Below are 21,244 nucleotides of genomic sequence, written 5' to 3' on the forward strand. Positions count from 1 at the left end.
TCGAGGGCTACGGACCCATCCCGCCCGAACAAGCCCGGGAACTGGCAGCCGGGGCAACCTCGTGGCAGCGGATACTCACCGACCCCGAGAAAGGCACCCTACTGAGCATCGGCCGCCAATCATACAAGCCCCCGGCCGACATGGTCCGGCTCGTCAGACTCAAGGACCCGGTATGCACCGGGATAGGCTGCGACACGCCCGCACGATCCTGCGAGATCGACCACACCATCCCCTTCCACCAAAACCGCTACGGCCCCGACGGCACCCTTCTGCCCCAAGGCGAAACCAGCATCGAGAACCTGCGCCCCCGATCAAAGTACTGCCACCGCCTCAAGGACGACCCCACCACCGGATGGACCGTAGAGCCTGATGGTCTAGGCATCACCAAAACCACCACCCCCACCGGCCGCATATACCTCCACACCCAAAACGAAGAAAACCAACCGGCACCCTTNCCAAAACGAAGAAAACCAACCGGCACCCTTCTAGCACCCCATGCAACGCACGCCGGCGACCCACCCCAGGTGAGCCGCCGCAGCCATCATGCACTTAACTACTAGTGCCTAGATTCGGGAATTGGAATCAGCCTCCCTGGGCACCCACAGTACGGCTCCGGCGCCAGCCCAGGGCTGCACTCCCCCACACCAACAGAAATAGCCCCACCAACAAGAGCCCCGCGTGGCCCAAGTCCAGCTCAGCCAGCCACGTGGTGAACGGATCCCGCAAGCCCAGGGAATCGTGCAAGATGGTCACGATTGTCAGGGCTGAGATGAACAGTGCCGAGGTTGCGGAAAGGCCCGTCACCACCATGTTGAAACCGATGCGCCGCGCCGGGTTCATCACGGCGGAACGGTACATTTTCATCATGGCCATGCCGTTGGCCGTATCGCACAGCGTCATGGCTGCGGTGAATGCCAGCGGAAGTGCCAACAGTGCAGCCGGTGAAACGCCCGCCATCGCGGCCGATGCCGTTAGCAGCAGGAAAGCAATGGTGGAGGCCGTGTCAAAGCCCAAACCAAACAAGAAACCCAACACGTAGATGTCGCGCGGACGTTTCACCCTGGACAACGGCTTGTCCAGCAGACGAGCCACCACTCCTGTGGGAACCAGTTCGCCGTCGTCCACCGTGCCGCCGTTGCGCACCCGGCGGAACAGCACGCTTGCCTTCAGGAATGCAGCCCCGTTGAACAGGCCTATGGTCAGCAGGAACAGGGCCGAAACCCCGGCGCCAAACACGGCCAGGGCCATGTTTGCTGCCGATCCGTCGTCGAGCAGGGCACCCATGAGGCCGGCGCCGCTCACCACAAGAATTCCCGCCAGCATGACCACCGAGCTGTGCCCCATGCTGAACGCAAAGCCGACGCTGACCGGGGCCCTGCCCTGGGCGGCGAACTTGCGGCTCGAGTTGTCGATCGCCGCGATGTGATCCCAGTCGTAGCTGTGTTTGACGCCCGCCAGATAGGCCGTCACGATGAGACCGAGCACCAGCGGATTGGTGTCTACGGAGAGCGAATGGAGCAACAACGCGGCCACCACCAGGTGAAGGAGCACCACGGCCCCGAAAGTCACGCCGATGCGACGGGCAACCGGCAACTTTTCGCGTTCCAGATATCCCAGGCGGGCTGTGACGGTCATCAGTATTTCCTTAAGTTCAGTGGTTTCTGGCCGGTCCACCGTTCGCGCAGTAAGTCCACGGCTGCAGCCAGAATTTTGTTGAGTGGTTCTGTTGAATGAGACAGCGCGCGAAGGGCAAAGCCGGGCCCTTCCAACAAAGTGATGCCCAACTGCCCCTCCGGGTCGAGAGGGGCCAACAATGCCTGCAGTTCCTCGACCAGCGCTGCGTCAACCCGGGCGTCCACCACCAGCAGGGAACCCAAATGCGTGTGCTCCCCCATGAAGCACATGCTGTCCACAGGAGACCCAACGCCTGGCCGGATCAGCAGGTTGTCCAGCACCACCAACCGCCCGCCTATGGAGATTTCATTGCGCATGCGCACCTCGTCGTAGCGGAACAGCCTCCCGTCCGGGGACCATCCGGGCGTCACCACCTCGGCCATGACCAGCGACGCCGCGGGGTCCATGTCCACGGTTGTCACCTGCCCATAACTGGCTTCCCGGTAGGCGATCAGCGGATCAGACAGCAGTTCCAGCCGGGCGTTGGCCGCCAGACGCACGTGCATGTGCTGTTCGGCCCGGTCATTCGGGGTGCGGTAGATCTTGGTGGCCGATTGCGTGGTCAGCAGCAGATCAGCACCCTGGGCAACGTCCACCTCGATCAGGTAGCTGTCGCCACCTAAATATGCGCCGCCGGGATTGATGATCACGTAGCAAACCTGCCCGGATTCATCCAGATAGTGCGGACGCAGGATGCGCAGCGCGCCGTCGTGAAATTGTTTGACGGCGATGCACCGATCCCCCCGGCGGTCAATGGTCAGGGAGAGCGTCCCGGCCCACTCACTGTGTGTGCCGAGGCGGCCGATGGTGGCGGTTTGGGTCACCGGGATTCCAGGTCAAGCATGAGCACGTCGCGCTTGAGCCAGTTGATGACGTAGTCCAGGCCGTCGTCGGTCTTCAGATTGGTGAAGCAGTACGGCTTGTGGCCGCGGAATTCGAGGGTGTCGGCCTCCATGACGGACAGGTCGGCGCCAACGTACGGGGCCAGATCGGTCTTGTTGATAATGAAGAGGTCGGCCTTGATCATGCCCTGGCCAGCTTTGCGCGGGATCTTCTCACCCTGCGCCACATCAATGATGTAGATGGAGAAATCCACCAGTTCCGGGCTGAACGTGGCGGAGAGGTTGTCTCCCCCGGATTCAATGTAGATGACCTGCAGGTCCGGGTGCAGCGCCTCTAATTCAGCCACGGCAGCTGAGTTCATGGACGTATCCTCGCGGATGGCCGTGTGGGGGCAGCCGCCGGTTTCAATCCCGATGATCCGGTTCAGCGGCAGCACACCGTTGGCGGCCAGGATCTTGGCATCCTCGATGGTGTAGATGTCATTCGTAATGGCGGCGCTGGACACCTCGCCGTCCAGGGCACGCGTGAGGCGCTCCACGAGCTGGGTCTTGCCGGCGCCAACCGGTCCGCCGATGCCAATCTTGATGGGTTTCATTGTTGCTCCTTCTAAAATCTGTAAGCTGTTGGGTCCCGCTCAGCGGCGATTCAGGACATGAACATCCGGGCCCGCTGGCGTTCGTGCTGCATCTGCGCAATTTCCAGCCCCGGGGCCGTTACACCAAAGTCCTCACGCCCGAGCGTTTGTGCCAGAACGACGCCGTCACTCACCTCTTGGTGCGCGGCGCGCAGCACGCGCTGGCCAGCACTTTGGCCAAGAGGGATGCCGCGGATGGCGTTTTGGGTCAACGACGTCACGGCCGAGAACATATACGTCCCCAACAGTTCCGCCAGCGGCACGCCCAGGGACTTTCCTGCGATGGCGAAGGCCATGGCCGGGTGCCCGGCGCAGTCCCCGCGGGCCACAGCCGCCGCGTAGTTTTCCAGCTCCTGGCAGGGAAAAACAGAGCCGGCAATATCCAGCATGCGGGCGCCCACTTTTACCCCGGCCGCCCGAATTTCACGCGGCAGGGCCGAGGCATGCAACTCCCTGTCCACCCGATGGATTTCCGCCTCCGTCTCCGCCTCAAAAACAAAGCGGATGGCGAGCCCGTCACTATGGACCAGTTGAATGCGGATGAACTGGGTGAGCCAGTCGGAGAACGTGGCCTCGTCGTGAACCAGCCCGCGGTGCAGGAAACTCTCCAGGCCCAGGGAATGGCTGAACGCGCCGGTAGGCAGCGCCGAATCGCTCAGTTGGAGCAGCGGCAGCAGGTACCCCGGCGGCACTGGGGTTGCCAGCGCAACGCTGGCCCCGGCGTCGAAAGTCACGGCAATCCGCTTAGTGGCTGTGTTCGGCATGGCGGAACGGCACCGGCATGACGCGTTCCTGCCGCGAGTAGGGCACCGCCACGTGCTTGAGGTAATCCTCCACGGTGTGGTCATAGGCCAACACCATCACCTGCGCGCCGTACTCGCTGTCCTCGCCAAAGAACTGAGCCTGCATGTGCCGGTTGCCCAGGTTGTGTGCCACCACACCCATCTCCTGGATGGTTGTGGGGGCGATCACCAGAACATCAGTGTGCTCGACGGAGATGACGATGGCGTCCTTTTCGTCGAGGTGCAGGACGTCGCCGTCGCGCAGATCAGCCACGGTGTCACCGGCCAGACGGATGCCCAGCTCCCTGCCGTGATCGGTGGTGACGCGCTGGATGCGCTTGACCAGCAGTGCCGAGGGCAGCACCACTCGTTCTTCGTGCAAATTTTCAAGTGTTGCGGGGTCAAACGTTGCTGTGGCAGGGTCAAACTTGTTGCCAAGAATGGCTTCGATAATCAAGGGTTCTCCTTTTAAAAGAGGAAGTAGCGTTGGGCCATGGGGAGCACGCTGGATGGTTCGGCCGTGACCACTTCGCCGTCTACACGGACCTGGTACGTTTCCGGATCCACCTGAATGTCGGGAGTTTCTCCGTTGTGCTTCATGTCCGCCTTGGTCAGGTTGCGGATGCCGTGGCAGGCACGCACTTCATGCTGCAGACCCAACTGCGCAGGAACGCCTGCATCCACGGCAGCCTGGGACATGAAAGTGATGGAGGAGGAATGCACGGCACGGCCCAGCGAGGCGAAATTGTGCCTGAAAGTGCGAGGTTGGGGAGTCGGGATGGAGCCGTTGGGGTCGCCCATGATGCTCATGACCATCTGCCCGCCCTTGATCACCATCTCCGGCTTCACACCAAAGAACGCCGGTTCCCAGATCACCAGGTCGGCAAATTTGCCTTCTTCGACGCTGCCAACATAGTCGGAGATACCGTGCGCAATGGCCGGGTTGATCGTGTATTTCGCAACGAAGCGCTTGAGGCGGGCGTTGTCACCAATCTCGGGATCGTTGCTGTACTTCCCACGTTGGCGCTTCATGGCGTCGGCCACCTGCCAGGTGCGTAGTACCACCTCACCAACACGGCCCATGGCCTGGGAGTCAGATGAGGTGATGGAGAAGATGCCCATGTCATGGAGCACGTCCTCGGCGGCGATGGTTTCCTTGCGAATGCGGGAGTCGGCGAAGGCCACATCCTCGGGGATGTCCGGGCTCAGGTGGTGGCAGACCATCAGCATGTCCAGGTGCTCGTCGATCGTGTTGACCGTGTAGGGCAGCGTGGGGTTGGTCGACGCAGGCAGCACGTTGGGCAGGCCGGCCACCTTGATGATGTCCGGAGCGTGGCCACCGCCGGCTCCCTCAGTGTGGAAGGTGTGGATGACGCGGCCGTCGATGGCCTTGATGGTGTCTTCCACGAAACCGAACTCGTTGAGGGTGTCGGAGTGGATGGCCACCTGAATGTCGAATTCGTCGGCGATCTTCAGCGACATGTCAATGGAGGAGTAGGTGGCACCCCAGTCCTCGTGGACCTTCAGGCCGATGACGCCGGCACGAACCTGCTCGGCCAGCGGCTCGCTCGCGCTGGCGTGGCCCTTGCCCAACAAGCCGATGTTGATGGGCAGGTTGTCCACGGCCTGCAGCATCTTGGAGATGTGCCAGGCTCCGGGAGTGACTGTGGTGGCCTTGCTGGCCTCCGACGGGCCGGTGCCGCCGCCGATCAGTGTGGTGATGCCGCTGGCCAGTGCGACGGGGATCTGGTCGGGGCTGACGAAATGCACGTGCGTGTCGATGCCGCCGGCGGTGAGGATCTTGCCTTCGCCGGCGATGATGTCGGTGGCGACGCCGATGGTGATGTTGACGCCGTCGGACATTTGCGGGTTGCCGGCCTTGCCGATCTTGAAGATGTGGCCATCTCTTAGTGCCACGTCAGCCTTGTAGATGCCGGTGTAATCCAAGACGATCACATTGGTGATGACGGTGTCAGGGATGTCCTCATCGCGGGTGCGCTGGCCGTTTTGGCCCATGCCGTCGCGAATGACCTTGCCGCCGCCGTAGACCACTTCCTCGCCGTACTTGGTGTGGTCGTGCTCAATCTCTGCGAACAATTCGGTGTCGGCAAGTCTTATTGCGTCGCCTGTGGTGGGACCGTACAGATCGGAGTACTGCTTGCGGCTCAGTTCAAAGCTCATTGGGCGGCATCCGTTTCTGCTTCTTGGGGCGTGTTGTTCGGGACGCCCAGGGGGCCGTTGACGCGGTCTCGGAAACCGTGGACCTCCCGGGTTCCGGAGAGGTCGATCAGGTTTACCGTCTTGGCGTCGCCCGGTTCAAAGCGGACGGCGGTTCCAGCCGGGATGTCCAGGCGGCGCCCGTAGGCGCTCTGGCGGTCAAACTCCAAGGCGTCGTTAACTTCGGCGAAGTGATAGTGGGAGCCGACCTGGATGGGCCGGTCGCCACGGTTGATGACCTTGATTGAGAGAGCTTGCATGCCCGCATTGCATGTCACTGCTTCTGACCGCAAAACATATTCCCCAGGGATCATGGGAGGTGCTCCTTTGGCGTGTAGGACCGCTCTAGCGGATGGGGTTGTGCACAGTGACAAGCTTGGTGCCATCGGGGAATGTTGCCTCGATTTGAACGTCCTTGATCATGTCGGCGACCCCTTCCATGACCTCGTCACGGGTGAGGATGGTGCTGCCCCAGCTCATGAGGTCCGCCACCGTGCGGCCGTCACGCGCACCTTCGATGAGTTCGTAGCTCAAAATGGCAACGGCTTCGGGGTGGTTGAGTTTCAGATGTCTGGACTGCCTGCGCCTGGCCAAATCTGCGGCGACGACGATCATGAGTTTTTCCTGCTCACGGGGCGTCAAATGCATATATTCCTCCTCAGGGAACTAACGGATATAAGTGTCCACCCGTTATCTACAACCGGCAAGAGACTATGCCAGGAGGTCCGTGGAATAAGGCAAGAGTATCAGAGAGTTTTCAGGGTAGATAATATGGCGGAATCTCGGGAGGTTTGGGCTGTTTGCCGGGAAATTCTCGGCCTCATTTCTCGCAATCCACCCGCCATCCCGGCCGGGGCGGCAGATTCCACCAATTCCCGATGCGGACCTGTTGGCGGCACGCCAGCGCCCCTCCCGCGGAACTCAGAAAGGAGCTGTGGCCCAGACGCAGGCCACGTGGCGGCAGCACTGGCCGCCACGCTTACGCCGGGGCTAGTATCAAAGAAATCCCTTCCACGAATGGAGCACCCCATGCAGCTCGGCGCGTTTTCAGTCAGTCTCGCGGTCAAGGACATCAAGGCCTCCGTGGCGTTCTACGAAAAGCTCGGATTCACCCACCATGTGGGGGATGTGGAACAGAACTGGCTTGTCATGAAAAATGGGGACGCCGTCATTGGCCTGTTCCAGGGCATGTTTGAGAAGAACTCACTCACGTTCAATCCAGGGTGGAACCAAGACGCGCAGGCCATCGCACCGTTTACCGATGTGCGGGATATTCAGGCCCAGCTCAAGGACGGCGGCGTGGAACTTCTGGCGGAAGCTGACACGGAAACCACGGGACCGGCGAGCATCATGTTGATCGACCCGGACGGCAACCCGATCATCGTGGACCAACACATCTAGTCAGGACCGGACCTAGCAAGGAAGACCGTCATGAAATTGACCTTGACCGAGTTTGTCAGCCTGGACGGCGTCTCGCAGGGCCCCGGCTCCCCCGATGAGGACACCAGTGGCGGATTCACAGCCGGCGGCTGGTTTGTCCCGCACATGGACCAGGACTTCATCGACCATGCCGCGCTGTGGCTCCGCCAAGCCGACGCCCTCCTGCTGGGCCGGCGCACCTACGACGCCTTTGCCCGCGATTGGCCGCAGATCACCGACCCTGAGGACCCCTTCACAGCCCTCATGAACGGCCTGCCCAAGTACGTCGCCTCCAATACCCTTTCGGAAGGGTCGTGGAACCCCACCACCATCCTGTCCGGGGACATCGGCGCGCAGCTCCGGGAACTCAAGTCCCGCCAGGGCCGTGAAATTCAGATCCACGGCAGCACCACCCTTGCCCAATCACTCTTTGCCGCAGGACTGATCGACGAACTGCGCCTGGTCATTGCCCCCGTGGTGGTGGGCAGCGGCCGACGGCTCTTCCCCGACAGTGGCACCCCGGCCGGACTTCGCCTGATCAGCAGCACCACCACGCCCGGCGGCCTGGCCCTGCACACCTATCAGGTCACCGGCAGCCCCGGCCACGCCACGTACACGGGCGTCCGGGACATCCCCTCCCACTGAAGCACGACGGTGCCTGCCGCCTCCGCGCGCACGCCAGCTTGGCAGCCACATGCGCACGGACACCCATGGACAGCGTCGGGTCAATGACTGGAGCGAAGAACAGCGACTGGTTTGCCGGAATGTCCCTGTCAACGGTTCCTGCTGCCATCGGTCCAGGGACAGGACAGTGGCTTCGGCTTCGGCAGTGGCTTGCATCCGCTCGATCAGGAGAGCGGAGAGGGCGGCCAGTGCCCCGGCGCAGTCATCGATCAGGGCCCGCACCCCGTCCAGCCGACTCAAGGTCGGGTCCCCGGTAGCGGCAAATCGGCCAAGTCAGTGCCCGGGGAACAATCGAAGGAAGAACGAGAGCATCTAACAGTTCAGCCACAGATGCTGTGGTGCATGAACCATCCCGGTTTGCCGGGAAATTCACTGAACCGCCCAAACCAGGCGGCTTCCCGACGTGGTGCTCAGTTACGCTCGAGAGCGCAAACAATCCGGAATTTGTCGCCCAAGGGCTTGGGCCTAGAGGAAATGACCGCCAAGCTGGCTGAGACCGGCAGTGGACTGGACCTCGGTTCGGCCCGGCCGTTCTGGGCACACCATAAAAGTGGTGGTCGGCTCGCAATGACAGACCTGCCCGCCGGTGTACTTTGAGTGCGATATGGACACGGAAAACGTGAACTTTGCTGCGATCACGTCGTGAAGAATCCGGCCACTCCTGTGAAGTTGTTGCCGGGAACGTGGCCGATAGTGACACGGCGTGGGACGGGCTCGACCAGAGGTGCCCTGAGGCATAGGGTTGAAGCAGCAAGCACCTTCTAGGCACTGGACAATCACTAATACGCATGGCGAATAAAGACGAAACCACACTTTTATCCTCACTCGGGCGCCTGGTACCGCACCTAAAAACCATTGCCCGGCGCCTGCTCGCGGGGCTCCTGACAGCCCTCGCCGCCAGCCTCGTGGCCCTTGCCATCCCGCAGGTCTACCGCGTGCTGGTCAACACGGCCCTGGAACCCGGGAAGGGCACCGGCGCGCTCTGGGTAGGGACCGGCGTCGTGCTTGTCCTGGGCATCCTCGAGGCCTGGTTCATGGTGCTGCGCCGCCAGTTCGTGATCGTCCCGGCCACCACCGTTGAAACGCGCATGCGCACCGGCTTTTACCGCCACTTGCAGCAGCTCGCCGTGGAATTCCACGACCGCTGGGGCTCCGGCCAGCTGCTCAGCCGCGCCATGAGCGACTTGAACTTTATGCGCCGCTGGATGGCCTTCGGCGCCATCATGCTGGTGGTGACGGCTCTGACGGTGGTCATTGGGGTGGCGCTCATGTTCTCCATGAGCTGGGAACTGGGCCTGATCTTCCTGGCCGCCGCAGTCCCGATCACCATTTTCGGCTTCACCTTCCGGCGCTCCTACGGCCGAGCCAGCCGCAGGAGCCAGGACCAGGCCGGCGACCTCGCCACCGTCGTGGAGGAATCCGTCCGCGGCATCCGGGTGCTGAAGGCGTTTGGCCGCGGCCGCGAGGCGCTCGATTCCTTCGCCGGCCAGGCGCAGGAACTTCAGGCCACCGAGGTCCACAAGGCCAAGTCCCTGGCCCAGTTCTCCCTAGTGGTCACTCTCTTGCCCGAACTGGCGCTGGCCGCCGGCTTGGTGGTCGGCATCCTTCTGGTGCATGGCGGAAAGCTCGACGTCGGCACGCTCGTTGCGTTCTTTGCCACGGCTGCCGTCGTGGCCGGGCCCGTGGAATCCGTGGGCCCCTTGCTGTCGATGACTCTTGCCGCCAAGACGGCGCTGGACAGGCATTTTGAGGTCATGGACGCCGAAAACACCATCACCGACCCAGCCAATCCTGTCAGCTTGGAGCAGGTACACGGTGCGCTCGAGTTCCGCGACGTCCACTTCCGCTTCCCCGACACCCCCGTTGGCGCCCCGGCGCTGCTCAACGGCGTGAATCTGGAGCTGCGGGCCGGGGAGACCATGGCACTAGTGGGCGTCACCGGAAGCGGCAAGAGCACCCTGCTGAACCTGGTGCCGCGGCTGTTCGATGTCTCTGCCGGCGCCGTGCTGCTCGATGGCACCGACATCCGCCAGCTGCGGCTGGCGGAACTGCGCACCCACGTTTCCGTGGCCTTTGAGGACACCACCTTGTTCTCCAACTCGGTGCGCGAGAATGTGCTTTTGGGTGCTGCGGACCATCCTGGACTGTCCCCTGACCAAATCCTTGAACGAGCCTTGGAGGTGGCCCAGGCCGGCTTCGCCTACACACTCCCCCACGGTGTGGACACGCTGATTGGCGAGGAAGGCCTCAGTCTCTCCGGCGGCCAGCGCCAGCGCATTGCCCTGGCCCGAGCCATCGCTGCCAAGCCCGCCGTGCTAATTCTGGATGACCCGCTATCCGCGCTGGATGTGAATACCGAGGAACGAGTATCCCAGCGGCTGCGCCAGGTGCTCGAGGCGACCACCACATTGATCGTGGCCCACCGTCCCTCAACTGTCGCCATGGCCGACCGTGTGGCGCTGCTGCAGGCTGGGCGCATCACGGCTGTTGGCACCCACGCCGAACTGCTGGCAGGCAATGACCACTACAGGCACGTGCTCGCCAGTCTTGATTCCGATCCCCGGGATCTGGACACCGGCCTGGATGACGAACTTCCCGACGACCTCGGCACTGGCCCCCTGCCTGTCGCGGCAGGGACCGGGGACCAGCCGAGCGAACACCACAGCTCCACAAACAGCTCAAGGGGAACCGCAGAATGAGGCCGGCCAAAAAGGAAACGGGCGCTCCGGCGTCGAACGCCCACGAACGGGACAGCAAAACCGCAGCCACCGCCCAGGGCACGGCCGGCGAGGACCGGGTGAATCTCAGCAAGGCGGAGGGCCGCGCCGTGCGGCAGCGCTCGGTGCGGCTGCTGCGCACGCTGCTGCGCCCGGTCCGCGTCCGTTTTGCCATCACGGTGGCGCTGGTGGTGCTGTCGCAGACGGCCAAGGTGGCCGGCCCGCTGCTCATTGCGTATGGGATCGACTCCGCGCTGCCCGCCTTGACCGCTGACGGCGGCGACTGGCTGCCGCTGGCCGTCACGGGCGGCGGCTACGTTCTGGCGGCCCTGGCGGCATCCTGGCTGACGGCGGCCTACCTGACTGCCACGGCGCGGCTGAGCCAGGCCATGCTGCTGGACCTGCGCATTCAGGTGTTCCGGCACACGCAGCGGCTCAGCATGGAATTCCACGAAAACTACACCTCCGGGCGCATCATTTCCCGGCAGACCTCGGACTTGGAGGCGTTGCGGGAACTGCTCGATTCCGGCATTTCCTCCTTGGCGTCGGGGCTCGTTTTCATGGTGCTGACGGCAGTTTCCATCTTCACTCTGGACTGGGTCACGGGGCTGCTGGTGCTGGGCTCGGCTGTGCCGATGTTCCTGCTGTCGCGTTGGTACCAGAAGCGTTCGCAGGCAGCCTACCGCTCGTCCCGGGTGGTTTCGGCGCGGCTCATTGTGCACTTCATCGAGACCATGACGGGCATCCGCGCGGTGAAGGCCTTCCGCCGCGAGGAGGACAACGCAGCCCGCTACGAGGAGCTGGCGGAGGACTACCGGCGCGTTACGGTCCGCTCCATCAACCTCAACGGCGTGTTCCAGCCGGGCCTTGTCTTGATCGGCAACGTGACCGTGGCCGCGGTGCTGCTGGTGGGCGGCTTCCGCGTGCTGGGCGGTGCGTTGGAGGTGGGCGCACTGTTGGCCCTGCTGCTGGCCACCAAGCGCTTCTTCCAGCCTCTCGGCCAGATGGCCATGTTCTACAACTCGTTCCAGTCGGCTCAGGCCGCCTTGGAGAAAGTATCCGGATTGCTCGAGGAAGTCCCCACCGTCCGGCCACCGCGCAACCCCGTTCCCCTGCCGGCAGCACGTGGAGACATCCGCTTCACCGCTGCGGAGTTCCGCTACGGTGACGGCCCGGTGGTGGTGCCGAGCCTTGATCTGCACATCCCCGCGGGTCAGACTGTGGCCGTGGTCGGGGCAACCGGGGCCGGCAAGTCGACCCTGGCCAAGCTAATGGCCCGTTTCTACGACGTCACTGCTGGTTCGTTGACGCTCGACGGCGTGGACTTGCGCGAGCTTTCCAGCACCGATCTGCGCCGCGCCGTGGTCATGGTCACGCAGGAGGCGTTTTTGTTCAGCGGCACCGTCGCCGAGAACATCGCCCTGGGGCGGCCGTCTGCCACCCGTGCGGAAGTTGAGGCTGCCGCCTGCAACGTGGGGGCGGACGCATTCATCCGGGCCCTGCCGGACGGCTACGACACCGATGTGAACAAGCGCGGCGGCCGGGTGTCGGCCGGCCAGCGGCAGCTGATCTCCTTTGCCCGGGCCTTTCTGGCCAATCCGGCAGTGCTGATCCTCGACGAGGCAACCTCCTCCCTGGACATCCCGTCCGAACGCCTGGTTCAGGAGGGCCTGCACCGTCTGCTCAGCTCCAACGTTTCGGTCCGGTCCGGTGGCCCGACTGTAGGACGGACAGCCCTGGTCATTGCGCACCGCTTGTCCACCGTGGCCAGTGCGGACAGGGTCCTGGTGGTGCACGAGGGGCGAATTGTGGAAGACGGCTCCCCGGCAGAGCTGTTGGCCCGTGGCGGGCGCTTTGCCGAGCTGCATGGCGCCTGGCAGGACTCCCTCATCTGAGCCCCGCCCCGCCACGCTAACCTGCCTCGTGAACGGGCAGTAGTTGTTGATGTTCCGCGAAAACATCAACAACTACTGCCCGTTCACGAGGCAGAAGAGGGCTTAGAGTACCGTCCCGATGCGGCGGACACCCTCTTGGATCTGGGCGATGGTGGCAGCGCTGTAGGACAGGCGCATGTGCGGAGCTGGTGGCTCGTCAACGTAGTAGTGCTTTCCGTCGCCAATAAACACGCCCACGCCCTGGGCGGCCGCCGTCAAGGCGCTGGTGTTGGTTCCATCGGGCAGTTTGACCCACAGGTGGATGCCGCCGGAAGGCACCTCCACCACCCGCGCTCCGGGCAGCGAGGCGTGAACTTCGTTGACCATCGCGTCGCGGCGCTCGCGCAGGCCCGTGCGCAAACGCTTGATGTGTCGCGGCCATGCCGAGGAGGTCAAGAGACCCAAAGAGATCTCCTGGGCCAGCGCCGGAACGCACATGTCATCGGCAATGCGAGCCGTGCGCAGGCGTTCTCCGGCGGGACCCCTGGCGGCCAGGGCGCCAACGCGCAGCCCAGGGGCGGCGGGTTTGCTCAGTGTGGCGATGGTGACAACGTGACCGTCCGGGTCCTGGGTGAACAGCGGTGGAGGGGCCGAGCCCTCCAACGTAAGGTGCCTGGCCCAGTCATCCTCGATGATAAAGGCACCATACTTTTTGGCCAGGGCCAGTACCTCAACGCGACGTTCCGGGCTCAGGATTGCCCCCGTCGGGTTGGCGTAGCACGGCTGCAGGTAAATGAGCTTTGCGCGGGTGCGTTCCAGCGCATCAGCGAGTTTGTCCGGTCGGATGCCGTCGGCGTCGGCCGTCACTGCAGCAATGCCCAGCCCGGCTGCCTGGGCGGCAATGATGGCGCCCGGGTAGCTGGGGCTTTCGGTGATAACCGTGGATCCGGGATCGGCAAGGGTGCGCATGGCGAACACCAGCGATTGCTGGCCCCCAGGCATGATGAGCACCTCGCCGGGGTCTGCATTGAGTTCCGCGGCGAAGACGCTCCGCAGTTCCGGCAGGCCCATCGGCGGCGCCATGGTCCAGGCGCGGTGGCTCTTCGCGCAGCGGGAACCAATGGTGCGCAGTTCATCGAACGGCTGCAGCTCGGGTGAGAGATAGCCCCAGGAGAGCTGGACGTCGTCGGCCGTTGCATAGCCGCCAGTGCGGCCTGTGCGGTTCGGGTCCACCCTGGAACGCCCCAACGCGGAGGACTGCCACGCATAGTCCGGCTCCTGCAGGGCAGTGCCGGGTGAGTCGCGGCCTGCAACAAAGGTGCCACGCCCGGGTTCAGCCCGCACGATTCCCAGCGCAGTGAGGGTGGTGATCGCCGCGGTGATGGTCACCGGACTCGCACCGTAGTTCTTTGACAGCACCCGAACGGAGGGGAGCTTCTCCCCCACAGCCATGGCGCTGGCTTGCAGCTGCAGAAGCGTGGCAATCTCGGAGGCTCTGTTATCACTTGACACACAGATATTAGATAGCGTTACTGCATTTCCGTCAATATTGTTACTCCCGGTTGCCAGTCCATGTCAACTGTGGCAGCCTGACGATACTTCAGAGTTCTCAGCCGGAAAGGACAGTCCATGGATGTCAACCCCATATTGCCCGTCGAATTCGTGCTGCTTCAATGGGCCGTTGCCGCCATGTACCTTGCCATTGTGGTCTGGGCGCTGGTCACACTGGCTAAGGCCAACTCCCTCACAGTGGGGGCACGCATTTCTTGGCTGGCGCTGATTGTCATTGTTCCGTTTGTGGGGTCTGCCGCATGGCTCGGATTCACCTTCGTGCAAAGCTCCAGAAAACAAACCGCCAAATAGCATGCACATCTTATGACTGGGACAGAACCATGGAACGCAACAAGCGGGCACTCTTGACTAATAGCCTGAGCCGGCCGGTCACGGCCGGCATCAGGCGTCCGGGGTAGACTGCCTGACCATGACCGCCATGCCACACGCCATCAAAACCATGCACGCAATCTTCCTCGATGTTGACGGCACGTACGCAGACTTCGGGGTTGTCCCCGCTGCCCACGTTCGGGCCGTCCGCGCGGCACGGAAAGCCGGTCATAAGGTCCTGTTGTGCACCGGGCGCCCGGTGTCGATGTTGCCGGAGAGCATCCTCGGGGCCGGCTTTGACGGGCTGGTTGCCAGCGCCGGGGCCTACGTGGAAGTCGCCGGGGAGGTTCTCCTGGACAGGAGGTTCCCGGACGATCTTGCAGCTAGAACCGTGGCTGTCCTCGACGCACACAACGCTGTTTACGTCTTGGAAGCGCAGGAGTCCCTGCACGTTGCCGCGGCCGCGGAGCAACGGCTGCGCGCCATCATCGAGGGGCATTTCCAACGCTCCCCCGATGGCCACGCACAAGGTTCCTCGGCCATTCTGGGCTCGCTGCGTCCTTGGTCCGCCAACAGCCCGGCCTTCGCCAAGGTCTCAGTCTTTGAGGCCCCCATGGAGATGGGCCTGATTGCCGCGGAAATTGGTGCGGAGATCGCCGTCGTGGCCAACTCCATTGCCAACGAGGGCTCGCATGCCGGTGAGCTGTACCAGCGTGGCATCAGCAAGGCCGACGGCGTGGCCGTCGCCATTGAGCGCCTGGGCATTGCCCGTGCAGACACCATCGCCTTCGGTGACGGCCAAAACGATGTGGAGATGATCGCGTACGCCGGCCTCGGCGTCGCCATCGACGGGTCCAGCCCGGAACTGCTGGCCTTGGCGGACCGCACGGCCCCGCCGCCCAGCCGCGAGGGCATCGCTACAGCATTCGCTGACCTTGGGCTGCTCTGAGCGGGTGCCGCCCCTGAGCGCACTGGGCCATCCAAAGCTCCGCGAGCTAGGATAAAAGTGGCGCTGTACCCGCCGCGAGCAAACCCACGCTTCGACACCGACGCATGAAAGCCAAACCATGAATCCTGCACGCATGAACGTAGAGTCTTTCAACCTTGACCACCGCACGGTCGCTGCTCCCTATGTGCGGGTTGCCGACCGTAAGGTGCTCCCGCTTGGCGACGTCATTACCAAATATGACGTCCGCTTCACCCAGCCCAACGTGGCCCACCTGGGCATGAAAGCCATCCATTCCCTGGAGCATCTCTTTGCCGAAAGCTCACGGAACCATTCGCAAGCCGTCATCGATTTCTCCCCCATGGGCTGCCAAACCGGCTACTACTTGATCCTTGCGGGCGAACCGGACATTGCCGGCGTGGTGGACCTCATCGAAGCCACTCTGACGGACGTTTTGAAGGCCACGGAGGTCCCGGCAGCCAATGAGGTGCAGTGCGGCTGGGGAGAAAACCACTCCCTGGATGCCGCCCAGGATGCCGCCCGGGCATTCCTGGCGCAGCGTGCCGTCTGGGAGCAGGTCTCTGCTTGAGCGCCGTCGAAGTCATCATCATTGTCGCAATGGAGGAAGAAATTTCCCCCTTTCTGCAGCGCGCCACATCCGTTGCTGAGCCGGTGCGGGTGGGCAATGCAATCCATCGCACAGCGGTCATCAACGGTCACGTGGCACTCCTGGTCCAGAGCGGCATAGGCCTGGTCAACGCCGCCGGGGCTGCCACCTCCGCACTGTTGCTGGCCAACAGGGATGAGCCGGACGCCGGACAACCGTTGGTCATCAGCGCCGGCAGTGCTGGCGGGCTGGGCGATGCGGTGCGGGTCGGCGATGTTGTGATTGGCAACAATCTCATTAACGCCGACGCCGATGCGCGCGCCTTTGGCTACGAGTTGGGACAGGTCCCGGGCATGCCGGCGTCCTACCCTGTGCCGCAGTTCCTGCTGGACGTCAGCGCCGTCGAAACGGTTAAGGATGGCCTGGTGGATACGGTGCATCAGGGACTCATGGTTTCCAGCTACTCCTTTGTTGGCCACGAGCGTTCCGCTGTCATCAAAGCCGCGTTTGAGCAGGTACTCTCCACGGACATGGAATCCTCTGCCATCGCCCAGACCTGCCGCGTCCATGGCGCCCCGTTCCTGGCCATTCGAGGAATCTCCGATCTTTGCGGTCCGGCATCCGACGCCGATTTCCTGACCCATGTTGACGACGCTGCCGAACGTTCGGCCGAAATCACCACCGCCGTCGTCGAGTCTTGGTTTGCTTCAGGGGCTCCGCAGACCGGGATCTAGCGAAGGCGTCAGGGCATCGTGGCCGCTCAGGGACTAAAGCCTTGTCAACCCGTTCCCCACGATGACCACACCTATCATCAGCAGGATCAAAATGGTGACGGTTCGATTGTTCCGCCCGAACCAGGCCCGCGCCCCATGCAGCCACGCTTCAACCTTCACCGGCGACACTATTGCTCCGATGACGGGAATGGCCACTGTGCTCGCGGACAACACCGTGTAAATGGCAATGACCACGCCAGCTTCACCCACGGTGAGCCCGCCCCCGGCCACGGACAGGGCCGCGGCGGCACTGAGCAGGATCGACTTTGGCCGCAGGTTTAGAACAACCCCAAAGCCGAACGACGACCATGGCCCCAGCAATCCCACGCTTGCCAGCCACTTGGGTTCAGCGCCCACAGGCTTGCCCCGGCTGCGACGCCAAACGACTATTGCCAACGCCACCAGCGCCAGCCCGATGACGATCTGGGCGAGCGCGTTGAACGTCTGCTTTCCACCGAGCGTCGGTTCCGGGAGGAAGGATGCCAGGAGCACAAAGCTGGTCACAATGCTTGCAATACCCAAAACCCAACCGATTAAGTACGGCACCGCGGAGCTTCGGTTGTGCTTGGACAACAGGATGAGGATGGTTGCCATAATCGGCACCGAACTCAATGCTGACGCGACGGAGATGGGCAGAAGGTGACCGAGTGCCTGCCACATGTCGCCGGCCTAGCCCAGTGGGCGCCGGAGCGACCGGCTACTTGAGCCGGCTGGGCGCGTGTCCATAGGCTCCGCGTGGTTCCTCCACGTTACGGGCACGGGGGCCAGGGCGAACGGGTGCGGTGTCATAAGCCGACCGTCTGGATGCCCGCAGTGTCGGGTCGGGCATCCCCACGGCCTTTACGGGCTGGGCCGCCCATGGCTGTTGTATGGCGAAGGAACACCACCAGCCAACTGAAGATCAGGAGGAAGGCCACCAATTCCACAGCCGTCAGATTGTAGTAGCCGGTCACAAAAAATATGGCCAAGACAACAATGATCCCGACGAAGCAATAACCAAGCAAAACAAATACCCGCGGTGTGGCTGGAATCAGTCTGGGCAGCCCAATCACCATGGCAACGAATATGGCAGCCATTCCAGTGGCCGCGACGTTGTGTGCCGTAAGAAATTCATCAACCGGAAAAATGCCGACACAGGCCAGCAACACACCAATCAATGCCAGCGCCCCACGGACAAGGTTTCGTCCCTTCAATTCCTTCTCCGACACCACCGGAATGGTCGCCGTGGCATAGTGGGCCACAGTCGTCACGATCACCCCGGCAATGATGAGCGTCAGGTTGAACGCGAGGGCCGAGATGTCATCGGTAATGCCCAGGGAGCTGAGGTTTTTCTGCCACCACAGAGGGTCCGTGGCACTGAGCATGCTGGCGAAGGACCCCACCACAAGAAAAACAATCAGGATGGTTGAAACGCTCATGGGAGTGAGGTGGACTGCGCTGAGGAAGGCAGCATAGGCAGTCACGGCGATAGCCACTGCCGCCAGAACCGCGGCGGGTAAGGTGAAGACCACAGCTCCTGCGAAGGATTTCCCCATTAGATCTGCAATCCCCAGCCACCCCAACAGGGCAATAAAGGCGTGCGCCAGCCCCAGGGCGGCAATGTCGTACCAACGAAGCCGCACCTGTGCGGCGGGCTGTCCCTCGCGTCCCTTCCCAGCGACTGTTCCCTCGGCATTGAGCAGAATTTGCGCTCCAACAAACGTGACCATGGCCGCTATGGCTGAACCGAGGGCAACGAACTGGCCCACCGAGCCGGGACCGGAAATGGAGAGTTCCCGGTCCCAAAACCAGATCAATGCCAAGAGGATCCCCGCTGCGAACGCTGCTGCTGCGGCCAGCAGAGCGGATGATTCAAGCGACTCCGAGCTGGCCACCGGATGCCGCAGGAGCCGGCGGATGGGTGTGGACTGGTTCATGTGAATCCCTCCCCTGACGAATTCCTGGCACCCGAAATGGGTGCCAAATCTAAGCCAAAACTAACTGCCGGCCCGTCGGGGCAAATCATTCCCGGTGGGTGATGTTGGCGGCCGCTAGTGAATCAGGGCCTTCAACAGGATCATGGCCACTCCGAGAGCCGCAGTGGCCAGGCAACCCACAATGCGCATGGTCCAGCTGCTGCCACGCAAGGTGAACGCGCTGTACCCCAGCGCACCCAGAATCACCACACCCAGCCAGAGAGCCGACCAGATCGCCACGCCGTCGGGAATGATGCGCAAAGCCCCGATCAAAAGCACCACCGAAGGCAGAAGGGCCGAGGTCAGAAACCCTAGGGATCGCCGAACAGACTTTCGGAATGCCGCACTGAGACTTGCTTCGTTGCCCGGAACCACGCCGTGGGTCGCGACGGTGCCCGCATACACATGAGCCACCCAAAACACGATCACCGTGCCCAAAACGCTCAGAAATGTTTCCCAGGACGTTGCCCCATGGCTTCCCGAAGCCACAATCATGCCGCTGACCAGCAGGGTTCCGTAGACCGATTCTTCGGTGACGAAACTGGTTCGAGGGTCGCGCGACAGTGTCCGCTTGACGGGGCCTAAGGGGACGCTCATGACTGCCTCATCCCTGTGCGGCCTTTGTTCGTTGCCGCCCCGCCACTTCCGTGGGGATGCCGCGCGAGAAGAACAGCGACAGCAGGGAAATCACTATCAGCCCAAAGAACGAAATGCGCAGGGAAGAAAGTTGGGAATCACGGTAGATGGTGGTCAGGGTGGCGGCCTCGGCGGTGTCCAGCCCTGCCTCCAGGGCAATGTCGGCGACTGCCGCTGCCGGCACGATGGAAACGCCGCCCTGAGTTTGTTGGCTGATTGTCGCCTTGGTGTCCGGTGGCAGCTCACTGCTGGCCACGCCGGAGGCGAAGGATGTGGACAAAGCTCCAATCAGGATGGACCCGATCAGGGCAGTTCCAAGGGAGGAGCCAAGGTTCTGGAACACTCCCTGGAGCCCGCCCACCTCGCTGGTCTCCTTTTCGGTGACGCTGGACATGTTGACGTTGCCGAGCTGTGAGGCGAGAAGCCCGAGTGCCGTACCGGCCAGGAACATTCCTGCGGCGAAGAGACCGCTTCTCAGCTCAGCCGTGGCGGAGCCGAGCAGAATGGCTGCGCTGAAGACAAGAATGATCTGGCCGGTCCGCACAATGCGCCGCGGCGCCCAAATCCGCGATAACCCGGTCCCGACAATGGAAAACAGGATCAGGGAGATAGAAAGCGGGAAAATCTTCAGTCCAGTCTGCAAGGGATCCAGTCCCAGTGTCATCTGCAAATAGACGGGCACCATGAAGAACAATCCGGCAGTCACTGCGTACTGGGCGCCGAGCACCGAAAGCCCGCTGCGCAGCTGGCTGATGGAGAACATCTCCACATGAACCAACGGAGCATCGCCTCGGCCAACAAGTTGCAGCTGTCGTCGTACGAACGCATAGACCAGTGCCCCTCCAGCGAGCATCAGCCAAGCAGTCATGGAGATGCCCAGCGGTTCGATGGCCACGCCGCCAATTTCCGGAGACTGCAACGGGGCGATCCACCCCCACGTTTTACTCTGCAGCATCCCAAACACCACAAACACCAATCCGAGGGCGGACAGAAACACGCTGAGCACGTCGATGCGCACGGATTGGCGTGCTGTGTTGTCCGTGATCAGCCGGGCCCCCAGCACCACGCCCGCCATGATGACAACTTCCGCGACAAAGACGTACCGCCAGCTAAAGTACGTGGTCACGAAGCCGCCAATAAGCGGCCCGGCAGCCACCGCGGCACCGGAGACGGCTCCGATGACTGCGTAGGCGGTGATGCGTTCCTTGCCTTGATAGTTGTCCGCAACCAGGGCAGCGATGGCAGGTATTACCAGCACAGCGCCCAGCCCTTCAATGATCGACCAGCCGAGGAAGAGCACTGCCACGTTGGGGCTGAGGGCTGTGGTGAGGGACCCTAACGCGTAAATGCAGGAGCCGATCACGAAGGCCCTGCGACGCCCCCAGACATCGCCGAGTTTGGCACCAAGCAGCATCACAGCTGCCATGGTGAGCGTGTAAAACGTAATGGCCGCCTGCATTGCCGCCACAGTGGTGTCCAGGTCATCAACTACCGTTGAGATCGACACATTCATCACCGTGCCGTCCAGCACCATCACAAATTGTGCACAGCCGAGAATGATGACGACAGTCCATTTTTTCATCGAAGGTTCCCTCGTTTCGA

Annotated in this window: 21 protein-coding genes; 8 read left to right on the plus strand and 13 right to left on the minus strand. The window is 62.7% G+C overall.

All coding sequences use genetic code 11. The annotated features are described in order from the left end of the window. Nucleotides 1–582: 582 nt before the first annotated feature. From CVS28_RS13410 to CVS28_RS13445, 8 genes are read right to left on the minus strand one after another with little or no spacing between them, the layout of a single operon-like run. Nucleotides 583–1,635 (minus strand): HoxN/HupN/NixA family nickel/cobalt transporter, encoded by a 1,053-nt coding sequence (locus tag CVS28_RS13410; RefSeq protein WP_103481847.1) that lies wholly within the window; start codon nucleotides 1,633–1,635, stop codon nucleotides 583–585. Beyond that, nucleotides 1,635–2,498 (minus strand): urease accessory protein UreD, encoded by an 864-nt coding sequence (locus CVS28_RS13415; protein ID WP_243399893.1) that lies wholly within the window; start codon nucleotides 2,496–2,498, stop codon nucleotides 1,635–1,637. The genes CVS28_RS13410 and CVS28_RS13415 overlap by 1 nt, the downstream gene beginning before the upstream one ends. Beyond that, the gene (gene ureG, locus CVS28_RS13420) at nucleotides 2,495–3,112 is read right to left on the minus strand and encodes an urease accessory protein UreG (protein ID WP_103466504.1); all 618 of its coding nucleotides are present in this window, start codon (nucleotides 3,110–3,112) and stop codon (nucleotides 2,495–2,497) included. The genes CVS28_RS13415 and ureG overlap by 4 nt, the downstream gene beginning before the upstream one ends. A gap of 50 nt (nucleotides 3,113–3,162) precedes the next feature. Further along, on the minus strand, nucleotides 3,163–3,915 hold the full coding sequence (locus CVS28_RS13425) for an urease accessory protein UreF (protein WP_103481848.1): 753 nt from the start codon (nucleotides 3,913–3,915) through the stop codon (nucleotides 3,163–3,165). Further along, nucleotides 3,896–4,390 (minus strand): urease accessory protein UreE, encoded by a 495-nt coding sequence (gene ureE, locus CVS28_RS13430; protein WP_103466508.1) that lies wholly within the window; start codon nucleotides 4,388–4,390, stop codon nucleotides 3,896–3,898. The genes CVS28_RS13425 and ureE overlap by 20 nt, the downstream gene beginning before the upstream one ends. An 11-nt stretch (nucleotides 4,391–4,401) precedes the next feature. Next, nucleotides 4,402–6,114 (minus strand): urease subunit alpha, encoded by a 1,713-nt coding sequence (ureC, locus tag CVS28_RS13435; protein ID WP_103466509.1) that lies wholly within the window; start codon nucleotides 6,112–6,114, stop codon nucleotides 4,402–4,404. After that, nucleotides 6,111–6,464 (minus strand): urease subunit beta, encoded by a 354-nt coding sequence (locus tag CVS28_RS13440; RefSeq protein WP_103466511.1) that lies wholly within the window; start codon nucleotides 6,462–6,464, stop codon nucleotides 6,111–6,113. Before CVS28_RS13440 ends, ureC begins: the two co-directional genes overlap by 4 nt. 31 nt (nucleotides 6,465–6,495) lie before the next feature. Further along, entirely contained in the window at nucleotides 6,496–6,798 is a 303-nt protein-coding gene (locus tag CVS28_RS13445) for an urease subunit gamma (protein WP_103466512.1), read from the minus strand. 381 nt (nucleotides 6,799–7,179) lie between these two features. Here CVS28_RS13445 and CVS28_RS13450 point away from each other — a divergent pair, with 381 nt between their 5' ends. The 4 genes from CVS28_RS13450 (at nucleotide 7,180) to CVS28_RS13470 (ending at nucleotide 12,865) form a co-directional block, all read left to right on the plus strand. Beyond that, complete coding sequence (locus tag CVS28_RS13450) at nucleotides 7,180–7,551, plus strand: VOC family protein (RefSeq protein WP_103466514.1); 372 nt, start codon at nucleotides 7,180–7,182, stop codon at nucleotides 7,549–7,551. Nucleotides 7,552–7,581: 30 nt separating this feature from the next. Beyond that, nucleotides 7,582–8,214, plus strand: a complete 633-nt coding sequence (locus tag CVS28_RS13455; RefSeq protein WP_103481849.1) for a dihydrofolate reductase family protein — start codon at nucleotides 7,582–7,584, stop codon at nucleotides 8,212–8,214. 827 nt (nucleotides 8,215–9,041) lie between these two features. Next, a complete protein-coding gene (locus CVS28_RS13465) occupies nucleotides 9,042–10,952 on the plus strand; it encodes an ABC transporter ATP-binding protein (protein ID WP_103481851.1) in 1,911 nt (636 codons plus the stop codon). Beyond that, nucleotides 10,949–12,865: an ABC transporter ATP-binding protein gene (locus tag CVS28_RS13470; RefSeq protein WP_103481852.1), complete on the plus strand. Its 1,917-nt coding sequence runs from the start codon at nucleotides 10,949–10,951 to the stop codon at nucleotides 12,863–12,865. Before CVS28_RS13465 ends, CVS28_RS13470 begins: the two co-directional genes overlap by 4 nt. Before the next feature lie 102 nt (nucleotides 12,866–12,967). Here CVS28_RS13470 and CVS28_RS13475 read toward each other — a convergent pair whose 3' ends face one another. Beyond that, nucleotides 12,968–14,356 carry an aminotransferase-like domain-containing protein gene (locus CVS28_RS13475; protein ID WP_207797212.1) on the minus strand — a complete coding sequence of 463 codons (1,389 nt, stop codon included), beginning with the start codon at nucleotides 14,354–14,356 and terminating at the stop codon, nucleotides 12,968–12,970. 117 nt (nucleotides 14,357–14,473) lie between these two features. On the opposite strand from CVS28_RS13475, the gene CVS28_RS13480 reads away from it, so the two are divergent. The 4 genes from CVS28_RS13480 (at nucleotide 14,474) to mtnN (ending at nucleotide 17,012) form a co-directional block, all read left to right on the plus strand. Further along, nucleotides 14,474–14,707, plus strand: coding sequence for a PLDc N-terminal domain-containing protein (locus CVS28_RS13480; protein ID WP_103481853.1), 234 nt, complete (start codon nucleotides 14,474–14,476; stop codon nucleotides 14,705–14,707). Between the two features lie 118 nt (nucleotides 14,708–14,825). Beyond that, a complete protein-coding gene (locus CVS28_RS13485; protein WP_103481854.1) occupies nucleotides 14,826–15,674 on the plus strand; it encodes an HAD-IIB family hydrolase in 849 nt (282 codons plus the stop codon). A 133-nt stretch (nucleotides 15,675–15,807) separates the two neighbouring features. Then, nucleotides 15,808–16,260 carry an S-ribosylhomocysteine lyase gene (locus CVS28_RS13490; protein ID WP_479768593.1) on the plus strand — a complete coding sequence of 151 codons (453 nt, stop codon included), beginning with the start codon at nucleotides 15,808–15,810 and terminating at the stop codon, nucleotides 16,258–16,260. Further along, complete coding sequence (gene mtnN, locus CVS28_RS13495; RefSeq protein WP_103481856.1) at nucleotides 16,257–17,012, plus strand: 5'-methylthioadenosine/S-adenosylhomocysteine nucleosidase; 756 nt, start codon at nucleotides 16,257–16,259, stop codon at nucleotides 17,010–17,012. The genes CVS28_RS13490 and mtnN overlap by 4 nt, the downstream gene beginning before the upstream one ends. Nucleotides 17,013–17,045: 33 nt before the next feature. On the opposite strand, the gene CVS28_RS13500 is transcribed toward mtnN, so the two are convergent. The 4 genes from CVS28_RS13500 to CVS28_RS13515 all read right to left on the minus strand — a co-directional run bounded on the left by CVS28_RS13500 (nucleotide 17,046) and on the right by CVS28_RS13515 (nucleotide 21,224). After that, the gene (locus CVS28_RS13500) at nucleotides 17,046–17,711 is read right to left on the minus strand and encodes a GAP family protein (protein WP_103481857.1); all 666 of its coding nucleotides are present in this window, start codon (nucleotides 17,709–17,711) and stop codon (nucleotides 17,046–17,048) included. Between the two features lie 125 nt (nucleotides 17,712–17,836). After that, nucleotides 17,837–18,967, minus strand: a complete 1,131-nt coding sequence (locus CVS28_RS13505) for a DUF998 domain-containing protein (protein ID WP_133159138.1) — start codon at nucleotides 18,965–18,967, stop codon at nucleotides 17,837–17,839. A 114-nt stretch (nucleotides 18,968–19,081) separates the two neighbouring features. Beyond that, a complete protein-coding gene (locus tag CVS28_RS13510) occupies nucleotides 19,082–19,603 on the minus strand; it encodes a hypothetical protein (RefSeq protein ID WP_103481858.1) in 522 nt (173 codons plus the stop codon). 7 nt (nucleotides 19,604–19,610) lie between these two features. After that, nucleotides 19,611–21,224: an MFS transporter gene (locus tag CVS28_RS13515; protein ID WP_103481859.1), complete on the minus strand. Its 1,614-nt coding sequence runs from the start codon at nucleotides 21,222–21,224 to the stop codon at nucleotides 19,611–19,613. Nucleotides 21,225–21,244: the final 20 nt, after the last annotated feature.

Origin of the sequence: Arthrobacter glacialis (assembly GCF_002909415.1) — a bacterium.
Taxonomy (GTDB): domain Bacteria; phylum Actinomycetota; class Actinomycetes; order Actinomycetales; family Micrococcaceae; genus Specibacter; species Specibacter glacialis.

Bases quoted from the DNA above. Each gene is read 5' to 3' on its own strand.
- CVS28_RS13505 (WP_133159138.1), bottom strand. From the start codon at position 18,967: ATGAACCAGTCCACACCCATCCGCCGGCTCCTGCGGCATCCGGTGGCC.
- CVS28_RS13515 (WP_103481859.1), bottom strand. From the start codon at position 21,224: ATGAAAAAATGGACTGTCGTCATCATTCTCGGCTGTGCACAATTTGTG.
- CVS28_RS13445 (WP_103466512.1), bottom strand. From the start codon at position 6,798: ATGCATTTGACGCCCCGTGAGCAGGAAAAACTCATGATCGTCGTCGCC.
- CVS28_RS13410 (WP_103481847.1), bottom strand. From the start codon at position 1,635: ATGACCGTCACAGCCCGCCTGGGATATCTGGAACGCGAAAAGTTGCCG.
- CVS28_RS13450 (WP_103466514.1), top strand. From the start codon at position 7,180: ATGCAGCTCGGCGCGTTTTCAGTCAGTCTCGCGGTCAAGGACATCAAG.
- CVS28_RS13465 (WP_103481851.1), top strand. From the start codon at position 9,042: ATGGCGAATAAAGACGAAACCACACTTTTATCCTCACTCGGGCGCCTG.
- CVS28_RS13510 (WP_103481858.1), bottom strand. From the start codon at position 19,603: ATGAGCGTCCCCTTAGGCCCCGTCAAGCGGACACTGTCGCGCGACCCT.
- CVS28_RS13425 (WP_103481848.1), bottom strand. From the start codon at position 3,915: ATGCCGAACACAGCCACTAAGCGGATTGCCGTGACTTTCGACGCCGGG.
- CVS28_RS13500 (WP_103481857.1), bottom strand. From the start codon at position 17,711: ATGTGGCAGGCACTCGGTCACCTTCTGCCCATCTCCGTCGCGTCAGCA.
- ureC (WP_103466509.1), bottom strand. From the start codon at position 6,114: ATGAGCTTTGAACTGAGCCGCAAGCAGTACTCCGATCTGTACGGTCCC.
- CVS28_RS13470 (WP_103481852.1), top strand. From the start codon at position 10,949: ATGAGGCCGGCCAAAAAGGAAACGGGCGCTCCGGCGTCGAACGCCCAC.
- CVS28_RS13490 (WP_479768593.1), top strand. From the start codon at position 15,808: ATGAACGTAGAGTCTTTCAACCTTGACCACCGCACGGTCGCTGCTCCC.
- CVS28_RS13480 (WP_103481853.1), top strand. From the start codon at position 14,474: ATGGATGTCAACCCCATATTGCCCGTCGAATTCGTGCTGCTTCAATGG.
- CVS28_RS13455 (WP_103481849.1), top strand. From the start codon at position 7,582: ATGAAATTGACCTTGACCGAGTTTGTCAGCCTGGACGGCGTCTCGCAG.
- CVS28_RS13485 (WP_103481854.1), top strand. From the start codon at position 14,826: ATGACCGCCATGCCACACGCCATCAAAACCATGCACGCAATCTTCCTC.
- ureG (WP_103466504.1), bottom strand. From the start codon at position 3,112: ATGAAACCCATCAAGATTGGCATCGGCGGACCGGTTGGCGCCGGCAAG.
- CVS28_RS13440 (WP_103466511.1), bottom strand. From the start codon at position 6,464: ATGATCCCTGGGGAATATGTTTTGCGGTCAGAAGCAGTGACATGCAAT.